Consider the following 17,702-nt stretch of genomic DNA (forward strand, 5'->3'; position numbering starts at 1 on the left):
CCGGATCGCGCCGGGTGGTGTAAACCGATCAGTATGGATGGCTGTCCTCCTGTGACATGGCACACAGTCGAGGAGGACGCCCGTGATGGAGTACCGGTTCAACTCGCCTCCTGGATGGCCGGTTCCGCCCGCGGGCTGGCAGCCTCCCCAGGGGTGGCAGCCGGATCCGTCGTGGCCTCCGGCACCGCCTGGCTGGCAGTTCTGGGTATCCGTACAGACCTCTCCGGCGCCCGCGTTGCCGGAGCGGAGCGGCGCGGGACTGTTCGGCGGAAAGAAGAAGCTGGAGGCCGAGAACGCCGAGCTTCGCGCGTGGATCGAGCGGCTGGGCGGGATGGACGCCATGGGGGTCGCCGCGCTGACCGAGGAACTGCGCGCCGAACACGGACGGCTGCGGGCGGCCCTCGCGGATGCCGTACGGCGGTTGCACGAGGTCGAGCGGCAGGTCGTGCAGACCGAGGAGACCGTGCTGTTGCAGGAGGCCGGGGTCTACGACTACCAGCATCCGTTGAGCGACGCGGTCGCGTACAAGGAGCGGCTGGCGCAGGTCAAGGCCCGGATTAAGGCGATGGCCAGGGAGAACAAGGCGGTGCTGGGCTCCACGGGCTGGCAGGTCAACGGGTCGGCGGCCGAGGGGCGCCGGATGGTGCGTGACTTCTCCAAGCTGATGCTGCGTGCCTACAACGCCGAGGCCGACAACTGCGTGCGCACGATGCGTCCGTACAAGCTGCAGTCAGCTGTCGATCGGCTGGAGAAGGCCGTGGAGATGATCGTCAAGCTGGGCAAGACGATGGACATTCATGTCAGCGGCGAGTACCACCGGCTGAGGGTCTACGAGCTGGAACTGACCGCCGACTACCTGGCCAAGCAGGAGGAGGAGAAGGAGCGTAACCGCGCCCAGCGGGAGCAGCAGCGCGAGGAGGAGGCCGCGCGCCGGGAGTTCGAGCGGGAGAAGGCCCGGCTGCGCAAGGAGCAGGCCCACTACAAGGCGGCGCTGGCCAAGCTGATCGCCAAGGGCGACGAGGCAGCGGTGGAGGAGCTGAAGGCGAAGCTGGAGGAGATCGGTGCGGCGGTCAGTGACGTCGAGGCGCGTGAGGCCAACGTCCGGGCGGGCTACGTGTATGTCATCTCCAACATCGGCGCCTTCGGTGAGGACGTCGTCAAGATCGGCATGACCCGCCGCCTTGAGCCGGAGGACCGGGTGCGGGAGCTGGGGGACGCCTCGGTGCCGTTCAGGTTCGACACCCACGCGTTGATCTTCAGCGACGACGCGGTCGGTCTGGAGGGACGGTTGCACGCCGCGCTGAACGACCGTCGGGTCAACAGGGTCAACCCGCGCCGGGAGTTCTTCCGTGCCACGCCCGCGGAGGTCAGGGATCTGCTCCAGCAGATCGCGGGCCAGCATCTGCTGGAGTATCGGGACGTTCCCGAGGCGCTGGAGTGGAGGCAGTCGGCCAACGAGACGGCACACGCCTGACGGCCTGGCCGGGGACGGCAGGCCACCCCCGTCAGTTCGAACGCGCCGTTCACGCCATGAACCATCTCCTCTGCGTACGGCAAGACCGGATGCCCCCCGTCAGGCTGTCGCTCACATCCCTGAGTAACCGCCCGCGAACATGGCCGCTGTGGCGGCGCGCCCCACGCCGCCTACCTGACCTGCCAGGCGACCGACGTTCGCTGACACGACCGGGGAGTACGGCACGACCGGCCGGTCATCACGCGCGAAAGGCGCCCGGGAAGCGGTTCCCGGGCGCCTTCTCACGAAAAAGCCCTACGGCGTCACAGGGAGTCGATCGCCGCGTGGAGGTTGGGGCGGGGGCCGATGTGGTGGGGGTCGCCGGTGGGCTGGGCCGTGCCGGTGAGTTTGAGGGTGTCGCGGACCTGGGCGGGGGTGAGGACGCCGCTGCCGGCCTTGGCGGCGCCCTGGAGGGCGGCGACGGTTCCGGCGATGATGGCGCTGGCGCTGGAGGTGCCGTTGAAGGTTCCCGCGTAGGTCTTGTTCGGGTTGGTCGCGGAAGGGGTCAGGTCCTGCCAGCCCGGGGCGCTCGTCGTCGCCACACACGAGCCGTAGGCCTGGACGTCCAGGCGGGAGCCGTACGTCGACAAGGGGAGGGCGGTCCGCTCGGCGGGCGGGGATGAGCCGAGGCAGTTGGTGCCGCCGGGGCTGGGTGGCGCTCCGGCGCCGACCATGACGGCGCCGGAGTCGGGGCGGCCCATGATCGTGGTGGCGTAGGTGTCGGTGGGGTCGTCGAGGTTGTTGCCGCCGTTGCCCGCGGCCTCGATGACGGTCACTCCGGCGGCGGTGGCCAGGACGGTCTGGTCGTAGACGCTGCTGTCGTACTCCCAGGGGTACCACGGTCCGCCGGAGCCGTCGGGCACCAGGGCGACCTCGTACAGGATCACGTCACCCGGCTGGGAGTGGGCGGTGGCGTAGGCGACGGCGTCGAACACGGCCGTGCCGGACAGGTGCAGGGTGGCGTGTGGCGCGATGCCCGCCATGCCGAGGCCGTTGTCGTCCTGGGCGCCGATGATCCCGGCGACGGCGGTGCCGTGACGGATCGAGGAGTCGTTGGTGCAGGGGTCACCGAACAGGCTCGGCACCTGGACGATCGCGCCGGTCGCGACGCGTCCCGCCAGGTCCTCGTGGCACAGGTTCCACTGGTTGGTCAGTCCGACCAGTTCGGTCGGGCTGGTCCTTGGGGTGGTCGTTCCGTCGCCGAGCTGCCCGCTGGCGTTGGCGCCCCAGACGTAGAACCACTGGCCGAGCTTGCTGACCGTGTGGGCCAGCCCCGCCACGGCCGACTCGCTGTTCGCCGAGGTCGCGACCGGGGAGGTCCTGTCCGTCGTGGTGCCGTCGCCCAGCTGGCCCTGGCTGTTGTCACCCCAGGTGTAGGTGGTCGAGGAGACCGAGGCGGTGGTGGCGACGCTGTGCAGGGTCCCCGCGGAGACGCCGTTGACATCGGTCAGGCCGGACACGGCGACCGGGGTCTTGCGGTCGGTCGTGGTGCCGTCGCCGAGCTGCCCCTGGCTGTTGTCGCCCCACGCCTTGACGGTGCCGCCGGTCAGGAGGGCGAGGACGTGGTCGCCGCGACTGCTGACCTGGCTGACACCGGTCAGCCCGGTGACGGCGGCGGGGGTGGTGTGGTCGGTGGTGGTCCCGTCGCCCAGCTGTCCCTGGGCGTTGTCGCCCCACGCCTTGACGGTGCCGTTGGACAGGAGGGCCACGGAGTGGGCGCCGCCCGCCGCGACGCCACCGGGCCCGGCGGACACACCGGTGAGGCTGGGAACGGTGATCGCGACCGGCGAGTCGGATCCCGCGTAGCCGAGCTGGCCCTGGCTGTTGTCTCCCCAGGCGCGTACGGTGCCGTCCGACAGGACCGCCAGCGCGTGGCCGGGTCCCGCGCTGATGCCCACGGCGTTGTAGATCCCGGCGACCTGGACGGGGACCTTGCTGTCGGTCAGGGTGCCGTTGCCGAGTTGCCCCTGGCTGTTGTCACCCCACGCCCACACGGTGCCGTCGGTCTTGAGCGCGACCGAGTAGTCGTTGCCCGCCGAGACCGAGGTGACGTCGCTCAGGCCGGGGACCTGCGAGGGGACCTTCTTGTTCGTGGTGTTCCCCAGCCCGAGCTGGCCCTGGCTGTTGTCGCCCCAAGCCCACACCTGCCCGAGCGTCGGGGTCCACGCGACCATCAGCGAGTGGTCGTCGCCCGCGGCGAGGGACTGCGCGCCGTAGGAGGGGGCGACCACGGACTGGACCTCGATGTCGGTGACGGTGATGCCGTCACCCTTGCCGCCCGGCTGGGCGTTGGCGTAGTCGGCGTCCACCCCTCCGCCCAGGACGGAGGTCGAGGGGTTGCGATACCTCTGGTGCGAGGCCAGCGGCTCGGAGGGGGCGACGGGAACCGGCCTGGCCTGGGCGATCTCCACCGAGGACAGCGCGTTGAGGTCCCTGAGCAGTCCTTCGACGCCGCTCCTGGGGGCGGTGACGACGAACCAGGAGTTCAGGTCGGGCAGTTCACGGCCGGTCCGTTTCTCCAGTTGGAGGCGCTGCTCGGTGATCTTCGTCTCGGGGGTCGAGGACAGCGGCCGGATGGTGGCGTCCCTGTACTTGCCCAGCACGTGCTGGATCTCTGCGGCGTCTCCGGAGTCCTTGGCGACCAGCCCACGATCGCGCAGCCGTACGGCGAGGCCCGGCTTGAACTTCACGGTCAGCTGGGTCGTGGAGAAGCCCTTGGGCAGCGGGCCGTGGGTGCCCGGGGCGGTGCCCTTGTCCTTGCTGTGGTCGTAGGCGGGGGCGGGTTCTGCCGAGGCGGGACCCGCGGTGACCACGGCGGACAAGGTGCCGACGGCCACCGCGAGCAGGGCCGCGGCGAGCCGCCGTGAGGGTCCCCCGGAATCAGAGCGAAGCGACAACAAATTCTCCTCAGACGTCGTTTAAGAGCATTTTCGATTACTCATGCATCGCCGTGCGTCATGAGAACAACAGATTCGACGAGCCAGCATAGGCTGACGACCCAGGTGAAAATCAACCGTGAAAAATGATTTATACGATCGGCTTCCAGGCGAATGCGTGAAGTGATTTCCGGCGATTCCAGGAACGGCCTGGTAGCGGATCCCGCGTGGTTGACAGGGGTGGAAGCGCATCATACAAATGATGGTTCGCTGTTACGCGGAAACAGAGAACGGACCGCTCTCCGCTTTTTCGCCCGGGAAGACGAAAAGTCGGTCCTCCGTAAGGAAACGGTCGCCCTCCGTGCGGACCGGAAAAGTAAATCGGCGCGTCCAGCCCGCTGGCTGGACGCGCCGATCTGCGTGAAGCAGAGGTCAGGCGGGAGCGGGAGAGCTCGCGCCGGGAACGAGCAGGCGGGGGGCGCCGGTGCCGTCGGAGGGCACCGACCAGACGTTGTTGGTGCCGTCACCGGTCTGCAGCGCGTAGCCGACGGTCCGTCCGTCGAGCCAGACGGCCTGGTCGTCCACGCTGCGGGTCTCGGCCAGGGGGGTGACGCGCCCGGTGGCCAGGTCCAGGACGGAGAGCCGCCAGCCCTTCTTCGGGTCGGCGTCGACGGCGGACTTGTAGGCGATCCGGGTGCCGTCGGGGGACAGGGACGGGCACTCGACGTTGTCCCGAAGCGTCCTGACGGTCCCCGCCGCGAAGTCGCCCTCGACCAGATGACGGCGGCCGTTCGTGGACAGCGTCGCGTAGAAGCGGTTGTCGTCCGAGGCGAACGTGACGCCCCAGAAGTTGACGTCGGCGTTACGGTACGGCCTGCCGTCCAGCGTGATCGAGAAGTCCTCCAGCGACTTGACCAGCCGCCCCGTCCGGGTGTCGAGGATGCCCGCCCGGGTGGAGAAACCGGTCGTCGCGTAGGAGTGCCCGTCGATGAACAGCGTCCAGGCGACCATCCGGCCGCTGGCCGAGACGCGCAGCCGGTTCGGGAAGCCGGTCAGCGGCAGGCTCCTGCGTTCGTGGAGGGAGGGGGCGAGCACGAGCAGGCCGGAGGAGCTGAGCGGGCCGACGGGCTTGAGGCAGGCGAGCGTCCCCCCTGCCACGTAGGCGCGGTCGCAGCGCAGCTCGGTGACCTCGCGCGGCCCACCGGGGTCGGCGCGGGAGACCGTCGACAACAGGCCGTTGGTCAGCACCTGCAGCTTCGGCCCCCCACCGGGAACTCCAGCGGAAGAGGGACCGGAGGAGACGGGGGAGGAGGCCAGGGCCGTGTAGGTGACGGCGACCCCGGCGAGCAGCAACGCGGCCAGGACCGTCACGAGGACACGTGTTCGCGGGCTGAGAGTGATCGTGACTCCTTGGTGAGCAGGAAGACGGTCAGGGGGAGGGCGAGCAGCGCCGCGACGGCCGCGACCAGGCAGGCGGCACCCGCTCCCCAGGCCTGCCAGGCCAGGCCGAAGAGCACGGAGGAGACGGAGTAGGACAGGGCCTGACCGCTCTGCACCAGCGCCATCCCGGTCGCGCGCAGCTCCGGAGGGAACACCGAGCCCGCCAGCGCCATGAGGACGCCGTCGGTGGCCGCGTAGAAGGTCCCGTAGAGCGCCAGCACCGTGACGACCAGCGGCCATCCGCCGAGCGGACCGTACAGCAGCAGGTAGACGGCGGCGAGTGTGGCGTTCCCGCCGACGAACACCCATAGCCGTCCCACCCGGTCGGCCAGCCTGCCCAGCGGGGCGGCCAGCAGCAGGTAGACCAGACTCGTGCCGACCGCGAGGAGCGGGAACCACCCGATCCCCAGGTCGACCCGCCGCTGCAGGACGAGGTAGACGAACCCGTCGCCGATCGTGACGAGGCCGAGCAGGCACGCGGCCGGCAGCAGGCGGCCCCGCCCGAGCCCGGCGACGGCCCGCCACGAGACCTCGGCCGGGCGGGGGCGTGGGCCGCCCGCGTCCGGCACGAACATCACCAGGATCAGTACGGCCAGCAGCGCGACGCAGAAGCTCGTCACGAAGACCGGGCCGAACGCCCCGTTCCCCAGCGCCAGCACGCCGAGCGTGACGATCGGCCCGAGGAAGGCGCCGGTCGCGTCCATCGTCCGGTGCACCCCGAAGGCCCTGCCGAGCCGGTCGTGCGGGGTGGCGAGGGTGATCAGCGCGTCCCTGGGCGCCGTGCGCAGGCCCTTGCCCGCCCGGTCGACGGTGACCGCGAGCCCGATGAGCGGTCCCGAGGCCCCGGCGGCGAGCAGCCCCAGCTTGGCGAAGGCCGACAGCCCGTAGCCCAGCCCGGCGACGGTCTTGTGCCGGTTGACCCGGTCGCCGACGTATCCGCCGACCAGCCGCAGCAGCACGGTCGCCCCGGTGTACAGGCCGTCGATGACGCCGTAGGCCGCCGGGCTGAACTGCAGCCCGACGACGAGATACAGCGGCAGGATCGCGGTCACCATCTCCGCCGAGATGTCCGTGACGAGGCTGACGGTGCCGAGCGCGAGCACCGTGCCGCCGACGGACCTCACGGGTCCGCCGGCGGTCCGGTTCCTGTCGAGGGTGGAGAGGTACACGTCGTCAGTGGCAGGCGGTGGTGCCGCTGTCGGTGAAGGTCTTGCCCGCCTCGGGCACGAACTGCCAGCTGTAGCCGCTGGGGTGCAGGGTCAGCTTCAGGACGCCGTAGGTGTTGCTGTTGCGGACCTCGCTGTTGGGCAGGATCGTCCCGAACGAGTAGTGGCTGGCACCGCCGGAACCGACCACGAAGTGCCGGATGCCACGGGTGTTGTCGAGCTGGTTGGCCGGGTTGATCGGCGCGAACCGCTCGTACTGGTGGTTGTGGCCGGTCAGGATCAGGTCGGCGTTGTTGTCGTACAGCGCCTGCACGATCGGTGCGACCGAGGTGTCGGGCGAGTGGTTGGCGCCGGAGGTGTAGCGCGGGTGGTGCCACATCGCCACCGTGCACGGTTTGGTGTTCGCGGCGAGGTCGGCGCGCAGCCACGTCTCCTGCGCGGACCCGGTGCCGCAGCCGCCGACGGCCGAGCAGTTGGAGTTGACCACGATGACGTGCCAGTTCGAGCCGAGGTCGTAGGAGTAGTAGCCCTTGGACGGGTCACCCGCCGACGAGCCGAAGTAGCCGTAGTAGCCCGAGGCCCCGGAGGTGTTGTAGTCGTGGTTGCCGGGAACCGGCCTGGTCCGCGCCTTGTGCCGTCCCCACGTCGGGTTGTAGTAGGTGTTGAACTCCGAGGCGGTGCCGTTGTCGTAGACGTTGTCGCCCAGCGTGAAGACCGTCCCGGGGATGGAGTCGAGCAGCGCGGCGGTCGCGCTGTCGCCGGAGCCCGAGTTGGAGATGTCACCCGCCCCGACGAGCACCGGGTCGGCCGAGGAGGTCGAGGTCGAGGTGGGGGTAGGCGTGGGCGTCGAGGTCGGACCCGTACCGGTGGTCACCACGAGCTGGGGCGCGGTCGAGGCCCCGCTCTCCCGCGCGTCGTAGTCGGCGCCGTCCGAGCCCGACGAGGTGACGCCGATGCTGTAGGTGCCGTTGCCGGTCACGTACGGCGTGACATCCAGCTCGTACCACGCGTTGCGGGCCACCGAGCCGAGCGTCCCCAGGGTGGCGCCGTCGATGGCCGGCTGGTTGTTCCAGGTGGTGCCGGTCTCCGACCAGGTGGTGTTGCCGACGGCCTTGAACGTGCCGCCGTTGTCGCTCTCCGCGCCGCTCACGTCGTCGGTGTGGACGCGCAGCTTGACGTTGCCGACCGTGCCGGTGATCCCGGTGACGGTGAAGCGCAGGAAGAACCGCTTGACCGGGGAGCCGTCGACGCCGAGCTGTCCCGAGGTGCCGTAGTTGGTGCCGGTGTGGCTGTTGTCCACATAGGTGTCGGCCACCGGGGTGAAGGTGGCGGTCGCGGCGTTGGCCACACCGGTGGACAGGGAGACGGCCGCGAACACGGTAGCGCCACCGACGGCGGCCGCCGTCGACACCGCCGTGAGGGCCTTGCTTCTGAACGGTCGGAACATGCGTCACTCCTCGCGCACGGAGGGTCAGGGGGGCAACCACGGACGCTAGGCCGCCGAGGACTCGGTTCAGTGAGCGCAGAGGAATCGGACGGAGACGGGAAGGTTAATGACCCACATGCCGACCGGGAAAAGCATGGTGGCGGCCTCGGGGTCACGGATGTCTATCCACGAGGTCAGGTAGCGACCCCGTGGAAGGCGGCTGCCCGAGCACGTGGACCCGGGCCGCGGAGATGTCGAAGTAGAGGCCGACAAGCTCCAGCCGTCCCTGCCTGACCAGTTCGTCCACCCTGGGAATGGTCCGCAGGTTCTCCAACTGCTGGATCACGTTCGTACGGCACAGCCGGTCGAGCGGCCCCGTCCCCCCGCCCTCTTCGAGCCCTTCGAGCCCTTCGAGCCCTTCGAGCCCTTCGAGGCCGGAGTCGGCGTCGAAGCGCGCCAGGGTGTGGTCGCCGTGCCGCAGCCAGCGGCCGAGCGAGGGCAGCCCGGCCGCCCTGTCACCCCCGGCGAGCAGCGCGGCCATCGCCCCGCAGCCCGAGTGGCCGCAGACCGTGATGGTCCTGACGCCGAGCGCGCCGGTGGCGTACTCGATCGCCGCCATGACCGAGTCGTCACGCGGTGCCGATCCCCAGCGGGGCACCAGGTTGCCGATGTTGCGGACGGTGAACAGATCACCCGGGCCGCTGGCCGTGATCAGGTTGGGCACGACCCTGGAGTCGGCGCAGGTGATGAAGAGGTGGGAGGGGTCCTGTCTACGGGCCATCGCGTGCAGGAACGGCCTGACCAGCGGCGCCGTGCGACGGTGGAACTCCCTGGCCCCGGCGAGCAGGTGGTCGGGCGCGGGAGGCGGCCCGGCCCGCTCAGAGGGGACCGCGACCGGCCCGCGCCGGTGCGCCCAGGGCAGCCACCAGCGCTCGGGGGCGCGGGGCGGCGACTTCACCGGGAAGACCCTGGCGCCGCTGGCGGCCATGGCGTACCACTCGTCGTGAAGCTCGTCGATGTCCACGCTGCCGCCCCCGCGCTCGTGCTCCTGACGCCAGGCGTGGACGGCCTCGAAGGCCGCGTTGTCCATGAAGTCGATGTTCAGGTCGAGATCGACCGTCACCCCGGGGGGAACGGTGTGCAGCTCCGCGACGATCCTGGGCACGCCGAGGAAGGTCAGCGAACCGCCGACCAGCACGTGCCAGCGGCCGTCGGGCTCGGGCCTGGCCCGCACGGTCACCCTGGTGAGGCGGCGCAGCGCCGACAGCGCGGCCAGGCCGAGACCGAGCAGGACCCCCTCGGGAAGGCCGAGCAGCACGACCCCGGCCATGGTGGCGAAGTAGACCGGGACCTCACCGTGCCCGTGCAGGCCACGCAGCCGCCCCAGGTCGGTCATGCGCACCCCGATGAAGATCAACAGGGCGGCCAGCGCCTCGACGGGGATCAGCGTGATCGCCTGCCACAGGCAGAGGGCGAACACCAGGATCCACAGTCCGTGCATGACCGCCGACCAGCGGCTGCGGGCCCCGGCGCGCAGGTTGGCCGTGCTGCGCACGATGACCCCGGCGACGGGCAGGCCGCCGAGCGCGCCGCTGACGATGTTGGCCACGCCCTGCGCGGCGAGCTCCCTGTCCAGGTCGCCGCGCCCGCCGTCGCGCCGCTTGTCGACGGCGACCGCGCACAGCAGTGACTCGACCCCCGCCAGCAAAGCGACCAGCAGCACCGCCTCGATGATCCCGTGCCAGTCTCCCCGAGGCCAGACCGGCGCCACCCAGCCGACCAGGCTCGATGACAGGTCGAGCCGGGTGACGTCCCAACCGGCCAGCAGGGCGGTCGCCGAGGAGACGACCAGGGCGGCGAGCGGCGCGGGCACGACCCGCAGTCGCCGGGGCAGCCGGTTCCAGCCGATCATGACGCCGACGGTGAGCAGGCCGACGAAGACCGCGTGGCCGTGGATGGTCGCGACCTGCCCGGGCAGCTCGACCAGGTTCTCGACGGCGGAGCGCTGCGGGGTGCCGCCGAGCACCACGTGCAGCTGGCCGAGGGCGATCACCAGGCCGATCCCGGCGAGCATGCCGTGCACCACGGCGGGGGAGACCACCAGCATCGCGCGGGCCACCCTGAAGGTGCCGAGCAGCAGTTGCAGGCCACCGGCCAGCAGGGTGATCAGGCAGGTGGCCCGCCAGCCGTACACGGCGATCAGCTCGGCGACCACCAGTGAGAGCCCGGCGGCGGGCCCGCTGATCTGGACGGCGGAGCCGCCGAGGAGGCCCGCGACGACCCCGCCCGTCGCCGCGGCGATCAGCCCGGCGGCGGGCGGTGCTCCCGAGGCGACCGCCACTCCCAGTGACAGCGGCACCGCGAGCAGGAAGACCACCAGGGAGGCGGGCAGATCATGACGTAGTACGGAGGCGAGGGCACTCTTGGTGAGTGCCTGATTACTCTTCGTGTCCGTCCCCATGGACAGACACTACGTTGTCGGCGCCTCGCGGTTGAGTGGCCCGGCGTGGCCTGTTGCGGACGCCGGGATGGTCGGATCAGCGGTAGTAGTCGGGGTAGTCCGGCTCCTGGGCCCGGTGACGGCTGCCACGGGGGGAGGTGCGCCCCGGCTCGGGGGTCGTCGCGACCTCGGGGCCGGTGCCGTACAGCTCGCCGTAGCTCGGCCACACCGTGCCCGTGCCGCCACCGGGCGCGGGGACCGGCTCCTGCCAGGCGGCGGGAGAGGGGATCGGGTCGCCGGACGGCCTGCCCGCCGTACGCGGCTGGTCGTCGTAGGAACCGACGGCCCTTGAGGGGGCGGTCGGGGTGGAGATCGCCGGGGTCGGACCGGTGAGCGCGTCGTCGTCGATGGTGGCCCAGCCCGGGCTCACCTCGTAGGAGTTCGCGGCGGGGGTCTCGTACACCGGGTTCTGGTAGGAGCCGTAGGACGGCGCCGGGTCGTCGAGGATGTCGGGGCTGTTCGCCGCGGCCCAGCCGCCCGAGGTCGGCGAGGTGGCCCGGGCCCACGGGTTGTCCCCGACGGGCGCGGACGGCTCGGGCACCCCGCCCGTGCCGTACGGCGTGGGCGAGGGGGCGGCGTTCGGCGTCGCGCCCCGCGAGGGGGGCGGGGACGCGGGGAAGCCGCCGCTGGTGGTCGGGCCCATCGGAGGCATCGGGGGAGGCAGCGGCCCCGCCCCGGTGTCCCGGCCGGAGCCACGTCCCGAGGGGCCGGAGGGGGCGGTGCCGCGCGGACGGGGAGCGCCGAGCGGCTCGTTCAGCGGGTCGGGCCGCGCGGGTGCGCCGGGCAGCGGGCCGGGGCCCGTGTTGCCACCGGCGGAGGCGGCGCGGCCGCTCCTGCGGGAGCGCGGTGTGCGGGGCTCACCGAACGCGCCGGGCGTCGGGGCCGCGAAGGTCACCGTCTTCTGCTCGGCGAGCGCGGCGGACGTCGGGGCCGGGTTCGGCTGGACCGGCTCGATCAGGTCGGCGAGACCGGAGGGCAGCGAGGCCGAGGCGACGGCCGGAGCGGGCGGCGGCACCGGGGCCTGCGCGGGCCTGGGAGGCTGCGGCCTGTTCGGCAGCGGAGCCTGCACGGTCACCGCGTCGGCGTCGGCCGCGGAGGCGGAGATCGGGACGACAGGGGAGACCGGGTTCGCGGGGGCGGGACGACCCGCGGGCCGCTGGGCCGGTGGCTCGGACGCGGGACGGCTGGCACCCATCCTGGCTGCCAAGGACCCTCCGAAACCGCCCTCGTCAGCCTGGAGCCGCGTCCAGTAGTCGTCGTCGTAGTCGTCGGCCTCGCCGAACTCGTTCACGCCGCGTTTACCACGCGAACCCGCGGGACGCGGTGGCCGGGGCGGCTTCGGCTCGTCGAACGGGGTCAGATCGGGACTGAAGTGGTTCATCTTCGGTTCCCGCGTCGCGAAGTCGTCGATGGACAAGGCAGGCGTCTGCGCCTCCTTCTCCTCCAGTTCGCGAAGGCGTTCCGCGGGGAGCGCACTCTCCCTGCGGTTCATCGACCGCATGCCCAGTGCCACGACGACGAGCACGAGGAGCACGACGGCGACCAGACCTGCTACGACCGCGATCATTGCACCACCCTCAAGGCCATGGCCTTCCAGCGGCGCCGGTGAGGTCGCGCGGCCATCGACGCGACCTGCCCCCTTGCATCACCTGCGCACGGACATTGGATCTGATTGTGTCGGACCACTATGAGCGTTGTCACACCCTAAGTGAAGAATTGGTAACCATTACTACCTCCGGTGTTTGGCCTGTCACTCGATGTGCGTCGTGGTGAGCCGACCCCAGGCGATCGTCTTGGACGCGATGCTCTTCAGGGTCTTCTCAAGGGAGGCGCCCTTGGGAAGATCGACCTGGTCGTTGAGCGCGTAGACGGTGAAACGGTAGTTCTCCTGGTCGCGGCAGGGCGGGCTGTATCCCGTCTTGCCGCTGGTCGTGCTTCCCTCCACGGCGCCGACCGGGACACTGTCGTCGGCCAGCTCGTTGGTGCGCGGGTCGATGTCGAACACGACCCAGTTCACCTCTCCACCGGTGCGTGAGTTGTTGTCGACCACGATCGCGACCGACTTGGTTCCGTTCGGGACTCCCGACCACCGCAACGGCGGATTGCCCGCCGACCCCTTGCACGAGTAGTCGGATGGCAGAGCCGCGCCGTCCCGCAACTGGGGGCTGGAGACACTGATCGGCTCCAGCTGCAGCCGGTCGGCGGAAGCGGAGCCACCTGTCAGCCCACAGCCAGAGGCAACGACGACGAGCGCCGCGGCCAGCGCCGTCCCCACGGCGGGTCGCGGGCGGCGCGTAGACGTCCTTGGCTGCCCCATGCCCGATGATGCTACGCGGATCCGGGAGATGCGCAGACCGGATCGCGAGGTTCCATGACGCGGAAAACACGGGAATCGGACATGATCCCTGGTCCGTGGGAACGGTCCAGGGGCCGGCGGCCGCCTCACCCGCGCGACAGGCCCGGCCCCTCGCACCCGCTCCGACCTGCCATGATCCGGCGTCCCCCGCCGCCGGGGCCGATGACCGTCACGGGGTACGGCCCGCGGCTGGTGGGACGGCCGCCGCCACCGGGGGCGGTCCGATCCGGTCACCGGAATCCTGGCGGAGCCCCGGCGCCAGGAGCCCCCTGCCGCCTTCCACGGGCGTCGCCGGGGTCTCTTTGCGCCCCGGCTCTCCCGGTGTCCCCACGGGCCTCTGGGGCGACGTCAGGGGCCGTGTCGCTCCAGGGCCGGACCGCCGGTGTACGGCAAGCCACACAACGCGGGCATGACGGTCAGCCACCCGGGACGGGACCCTTTAGGCTGGCACCGTGAGCGACCACGCCGAAGAGCACGCCGAGCGCGCGAGCGCGGCCACGGCCGTGCCCGGCACGGGGGGCCGGGTCCCGCTGCGGGCACCGGCGAACCCCGTCTCCCGCAAGGCGGTCGCGCTGTGGCTGTTCGAGGGGGTGTTCTGGTCCGCCGTCCTGATCGGAGGATCGTTCCTCCTCACCCGCTGGATCGACGGTGACCGCTGGTCCTGGCTTCCCGGCTGGGCGCTCGGCAACATCTGGTGGCTGCCCGCGCTGGTGACGCTCGCCACCCTCCCCGCCGCGATCGTGGAGCCGTTCTGGCGCTACGCCGTGCACCGCTGGGAGCTGAGCGGGGACGTGGTCTACGCCCGTTCCGGCTGGATCAGCAGGGAGTGGGCGTTCGTCCCGGTCAGCAGGATCCAGACGGTCGACAAGGCGCAGGGCTGGTTCGAGCGGGTCCTGGGGCTGGCGACGGTCGAGATCCGCACGGCCTCCCACGCGGGGTCCTCCACGATCAAGGGCCTCGACTACGGGGTCGCCGCGACCCTGGCGGAGGAGCTCGCGCGGCGGGCCGAGGAGCTGAGGGACGACGCGACGTGACCGGGCAGGACGGACGGCCTCCGCACCCAGCGGGTGAGCCCGCCCCCGTCCCGTGGCCGCGGCCCGGCCCAGGACAGAGCGACCCGGGCGAACCGGGCGTCCCGCCCGTGAGCCCGCCGCTGCGGCTGAGCCCCAAGGTGCTGCTGACCGAGCCGATCAAGATGCTCCCCTCGCTCTTCCTGCCGCTGGCCGGAGTGCTGTTCGTCGGGGGCTTCTCGCCGGGTTCGTTCTTCTGGGCGGCCCTCGGCGTCGCCGGTTCCGTCGCCTACGCCGTGGTCCGCTGGGCCACCTTCACCTACCAGGTCGTCGGGGACAGGCTTGAGCTCACCCGTGCCCTGGTCAGCAGGTCCGTACGGACGATCCCGCTGGAGCGCGTCCGTGGCGTCGACGTCAGCAACCCGCCGCTGCACCGCCTACTCGGCATCGCCGTCCTCAAGATCGACACGGGCGCCGGTGGCGAGGACAAGCAGGAGGGCGAGCTCGACGGGGTGACGGTCGCCGAGGCCGAGCGCCTCAAGGCCGTGCTCCTCCGGCACGCCCGCGCCGGTGCGGCACGCCGTACCGCGAACCCGGAGACGGTGGCCGAGACCGCGGGGCCGTACGGGCAGGAGGTCTCGGCGCCGGTACGGCACGCGCCCGCCGAGCGGGTGCTCTTCGTCGTGCCCCGCCGGTGGCTGGCCTACGGGCCGCTGTCCGGCGCCTATCTCCTGACCCCGTTCGCGCTCGCCGCCGGTGCCGTCGGCCTGGCCTTCCAGTGGGGAAACGAGCTGCGCATCGACGGGCGGTTCGTGGTCGGCGCGGGGGAGTGGATCTGGGACCACCCCGTGGTGCTGCTCGCCGCCCTGGTGCTGCTCGTGCTGGCCATGCCGGTCGCGGGCGGCGTCATGTACGCCGTGTTCAACTGGGACTTCACCCTGCGCGTACGGGAGGGCTACCTCGTCGCCGAGCGCGGCCTGCTCACCCGCAGGAGCGTTTCACTCGAACGCCGCAGGGTGCGCGGATTCGAGCTGGTCGAGGGGATCGCCGAACGCTGGGCCGGGGTCGCCAGGGCGTGGGCCGTCGTGACCGGGCTCGGCGACTCGCAGACCCGGGGCCAGCTCCTGCCCGTCGTGCCGAAGGCGAAGGCGCTCGACGTGGTCGGCGAGGCGATCGGCCCGGCGATCTCCCGGCTGCGGCCGCACCCGCCCGTGGCGCGCAGGCGCAGGCTCTTCAGGGCGGTCTTCCCGTGGCTGCTGGTCGCGCTCTGCGCGGGCGCGGCGGCTCTGGCGTGGTCGCCGCTGTGGTGGGTGCCCGCCGTCGCCGCCCTGCTCCTGGCGGTGCTCGGCGTCCCGCTCGGCCTTGACCGCTACCGCTCACTCGGCCACGCCTACGACGGGACGCGCCTTTCCGTCAGGTCGGGTTCGCTGCGCCGCTCCCAGGCCGTGATCGAGGAGCGCGCGGTGGTCGGCTGGAAGCTGACCCAGACCCCCTTCCAGCGCCAGGCCCGGGTGCTGACCGTAACCGCGGGGGTCGGGGCGGGCAGCGGGGGCTACTCGGCCTTCGACGTCGGTGAGGCCCAGGGCGTGGCCTTCGCCGCCGAGGTCACCCCCGCCTGGCTCGCGCCCTTCCTGCTGAACGAACCCCAAGAGTGAACATCCGCCCGTACGGCGAGGCGGGGGCGGCCGGTTTCCCGTGCCACCCCCGCCTTGTCACGCGTCCACGCGGTCATTCCTGACGTCTGGCGCCGAACATGATCTCGTCCCAGGTGGGCACCGAGGCGCGTCGTCCCCTCGCCCGCTTCGCCGGTCGCGCGGGTGCCGGCTTCTGCGGCGGCTCGACCGGTTTCTCCTGCACGGGTTTCTCGGCGACCTTCTCGACGGGTTTCTCGACGGCCTTTTCCGGGACCGGCTTGGCGGCCTCGGGCGGCGCGGGCGACACTGCCTTCTCCCGCTCGGCGGCCTCCCGCTCCGCGGCTTCCTGCCTGGCCCGCTCGTCCAGGCTGGGACGCGCGGCGGGCACCGCGACCGACTCCTCCTCGACGGGAGCCTCGGCCTTCGGCTCGACGGCCTCGACAGCTTCAACGACCTCGGCGGCCTCAGCGGCTTCGGGGACCTCAGCGGCTTCGGGGACCTCGGGAACTTCGACGGTCTCGGCGACCTCGACGGGTTCGGGAGCGGGCGGGGTCACCGGTTCGGGCTCCCTGATCTGCTCCTGAGCGGCCAGTGGCCTGGGCGTCACGAGCGACGGGGGCTCCTGGGGCCGCATCCGCGTGACGGGCGCGGCCTCGGGGGTCCTGATCGGCTGCTCGAAGGGGGCCATGGAGTCCGGGGCGCGCAGCGGCGGCACCGTCGGCCTCGGCGGGTCGTAACCCGGGGGCAGCGGCGGCATGGGGGGCTGCGTGTAGGCGGCGGGCTCCTCCCGCGGCGGCGCGGGAACGTCGTCGGCGGGAGGCTGCTCCTGGCGCAGGACGGAAGGGAAGGAGACCGGGGGTTGGCTCAGCGGCTCGGGCGCCAGTGGCGGCACGGGAGCGAGCTTGGCGACCCGGGGCACGAACGGGGTGACCGTGGTGTCCTCGACCGGCTCGGCCTGGTCGCCCGACGACAGGCGCATGGCCTCGTCGTCGTGCGGGGTGATGTGACGCCGTCGTGGGTCGAAGATCCACTCCGCCCTGCGGCTGTGACCGTTCCACACGAAACCGAGCCTGATCCGCCACAGGTTGTCGTCCCGCTTTGCGGAGTCCCAGTCGATCTCGTCGGCGGGCACGCCGCGACGGGTCAGTCGCTCGGCGACCAGTTCACCGAGAGTGGGACCGGGAGCGGAGTCACCCGGCAGCCGTACGGCGCAGCGTTGCGCCTGCTGAGCCATGTACTCACGTTCCTGGAGCACGGGGCCCTCGAACCACCGCACGCGCTCCACCGGGATGCCCGCCGTGGCGGCGATCTCCTCGGCGGTCTCGCCGGCGCGGATCCGGGCCTGGATCTCCTTGGGGCGCAACGGACTCTCCACTTCGATCTCGTACTGGCCGAGACGGGAGAAGTTGCCGCGGACGGCAGCGCGGAGCCGGTCGTCGACGGGCAGCGTGAACCGGGTGCCCCGGCCGGCCGTGGCCAGCACGAGGTAGGTCCCGTCCTCACTCACCGCGACGAGTCGGAGCTCCTGCATGCGAGTCCCTTCGTCGTCGTGCTCAATCTTCCCCCGGACCCTTGAGTCTCTCGCGTGTGCCGGTTGCCTGCCAGCACCGTACCCGGCATGTCCGAACATCGCCTTCCTGGATGGGGCTCGCAGCGATGTGACGCCGGTCACATTTGCTCCATTCATCTACTTATCGGGCACCGTTGTGGAGCAGTACATTCGGAGTCCTCGACGGATTCTCCCCAATAACCCAGGGTGCCGTCGCGAACTTGGTGCAAGA

At 71.4% G+C, this 17,702-nt stretch carries 11 protein-coding genes; 3 read left to right on the forward strand and 8 right to left on the reverse strand.

Features of this window, described 5'->3' with window-relative positions:
* Positions 1 to 85: 85 nt before the first annotated feature.
* Positions 86 to 1,474, forward strand: coding sequence for an SNIPE associated domain-containing protein (locus tag FHS44_RS17180; protein ID WP_184716596.1), 1,389 nt, complete (start codon positions 86 to 88; stop codon positions 1,472 to 1,474).
* Positions 1,475 to 1,776: 302 nt separating this feature from the next.
* On the opposite strand, the gene FHS44_RS17185 is transcribed toward FHS44_RS17180, so the two are convergent.
* The 7 genes from FHS44_RS17185 to FHS44_RS17215 form a co-directional block, all read right to left on the reverse strand.
* Positions 1,777 to 4,410, reverse strand: coding sequence for an RCC1 domain-containing protein (locus tag FHS44_RS17185; RefSeq protein ID WP_184715780.1), 2,634 nt, complete (start codon positions 4,408 to 4,410; stop codon positions 1,777 to 1,779).
* 411 nt (positions 4,411 to 4,821) lie between these two features.
* On the reverse strand, positions 4,822 to 5,760 hold the full coding sequence (locus tag FHS44_RS17190) for a TolB family protein (protein WP_312863688.1): 939 nt from the start codon (positions 5,758 to 5,760) through the stop codon (positions 4,822 to 4,824).
* Positions 5,757 to 6,953 carry an MFS transporter gene (locus FHS44_RS42365; RefSeq protein ID WP_221460921.1) on the reverse strand — a complete coding sequence of 399 codons (1,197 nt, stop codon included), beginning with the start codon at positions 6,951 to 6,953 and terminating at the stop codon, positions 5,757 to 5,759. The genes FHS44_RS17190 and FHS44_RS42365 overlap by 4 nt, the downstream gene beginning before the upstream one ends.
* Positions 6,954 to 7,002: 49 nt before the next feature.
* Positions 7,003 to 8,442 carry a CBM96 family carbohydrate-binding protein gene (locus FHS44_RS17200; RefSeq protein ID WP_184715784.1) on the reverse strand — a complete coding sequence of 480 codons (1,440 nt, stop codon included), beginning with the start codon at positions 8,440 to 8,442 and terminating at the stop codon, positions 7,003 to 7,005.
* A gap of 151 nt (positions 8,443 to 8,593) precedes the next feature.
* Positions 8,594 to 10,882, reverse strand: coding sequence for a SulP family inorganic anion transporter (locus FHS44_RS17205; protein ID WP_184715786.1), 2,289 nt, complete (start codon positions 10,880 to 10,882; stop codon positions 8,594 to 8,596).
* A gap of 76 nt (positions 10,883 to 10,958) precedes the next feature.
* Entirely contained in the window at positions 10,959 to 12,488 is a 1,530-nt protein-coding gene (locus FHS44_RS17210) for a hypothetical protein (RefSeq protein WP_184715788.1), read from the reverse strand.
* 183 nt (positions 12,489 to 12,671) lie between these two features.
* Complete coding sequence (locus FHS44_RS17215) at positions 12,672 to 13,238, reverse strand: YbhB/YbcL family Raf kinase inhibitor-like protein (RefSeq protein ID WP_184715790.1); 567 nt, start codon at positions 13,236 to 13,238, stop codon at positions 12,672 to 12,674.
* Positions 13,239 to 13,729: 491 nt separating this feature from the next.
* On the opposite strand from FHS44_RS17215, the gene FHS44_RS17220 reads away from it, so the two are divergent.
* Both FHS44_RS17220 and FHS44_RS17225 read left to right on the forward strand, forming a co-directional pair.
* Entirely contained in the window at positions 13,730 to 14,311 is a 582-nt protein-coding gene (locus tag FHS44_RS17220) for a PH domain-containing protein (RefSeq protein WP_376771600.1), read from the forward strand.
* A complete protein-coding gene (locus tag FHS44_RS17225; RefSeq protein WP_312863689.1) occupies positions 14,308 to 15,942 on the forward strand; it encodes a PH domain-containing protein in 1,635 nt (544 codons plus the stop codon). Before FHS44_RS17220 ends, FHS44_RS17225 begins: the two co-directional genes overlap by 4 nt.
* A 73-nt stretch (positions 15,943 to 16,015) precedes the next feature.
* Here the strand turns inward: FHS44_RS17225 and sepH are convergent, their stop codons facing one another.
* On the reverse strand, positions 16,016 to 17,452 hold the full coding sequence (gene sepH / locus FHS44_RS17230) for a septation protein SepH (protein ID WP_184715791.1): 1,437 nt from the start codon (positions 17,450 to 17,452) through the stop codon (positions 16,016 to 16,018).
* Positions 17,453 to 17,702 lie beyond the last annotated feature (250 nt).

Origin of the sequence: Streptosporangium saharense (assembly GCF_014203715.1) — a bacterium.
Lineage (GTDB): Bacteria > Actinomycetota > Actinomycetes > Streptosporangiales > Streptosporangiaceae > Streptosporangium > Streptosporangium saharense.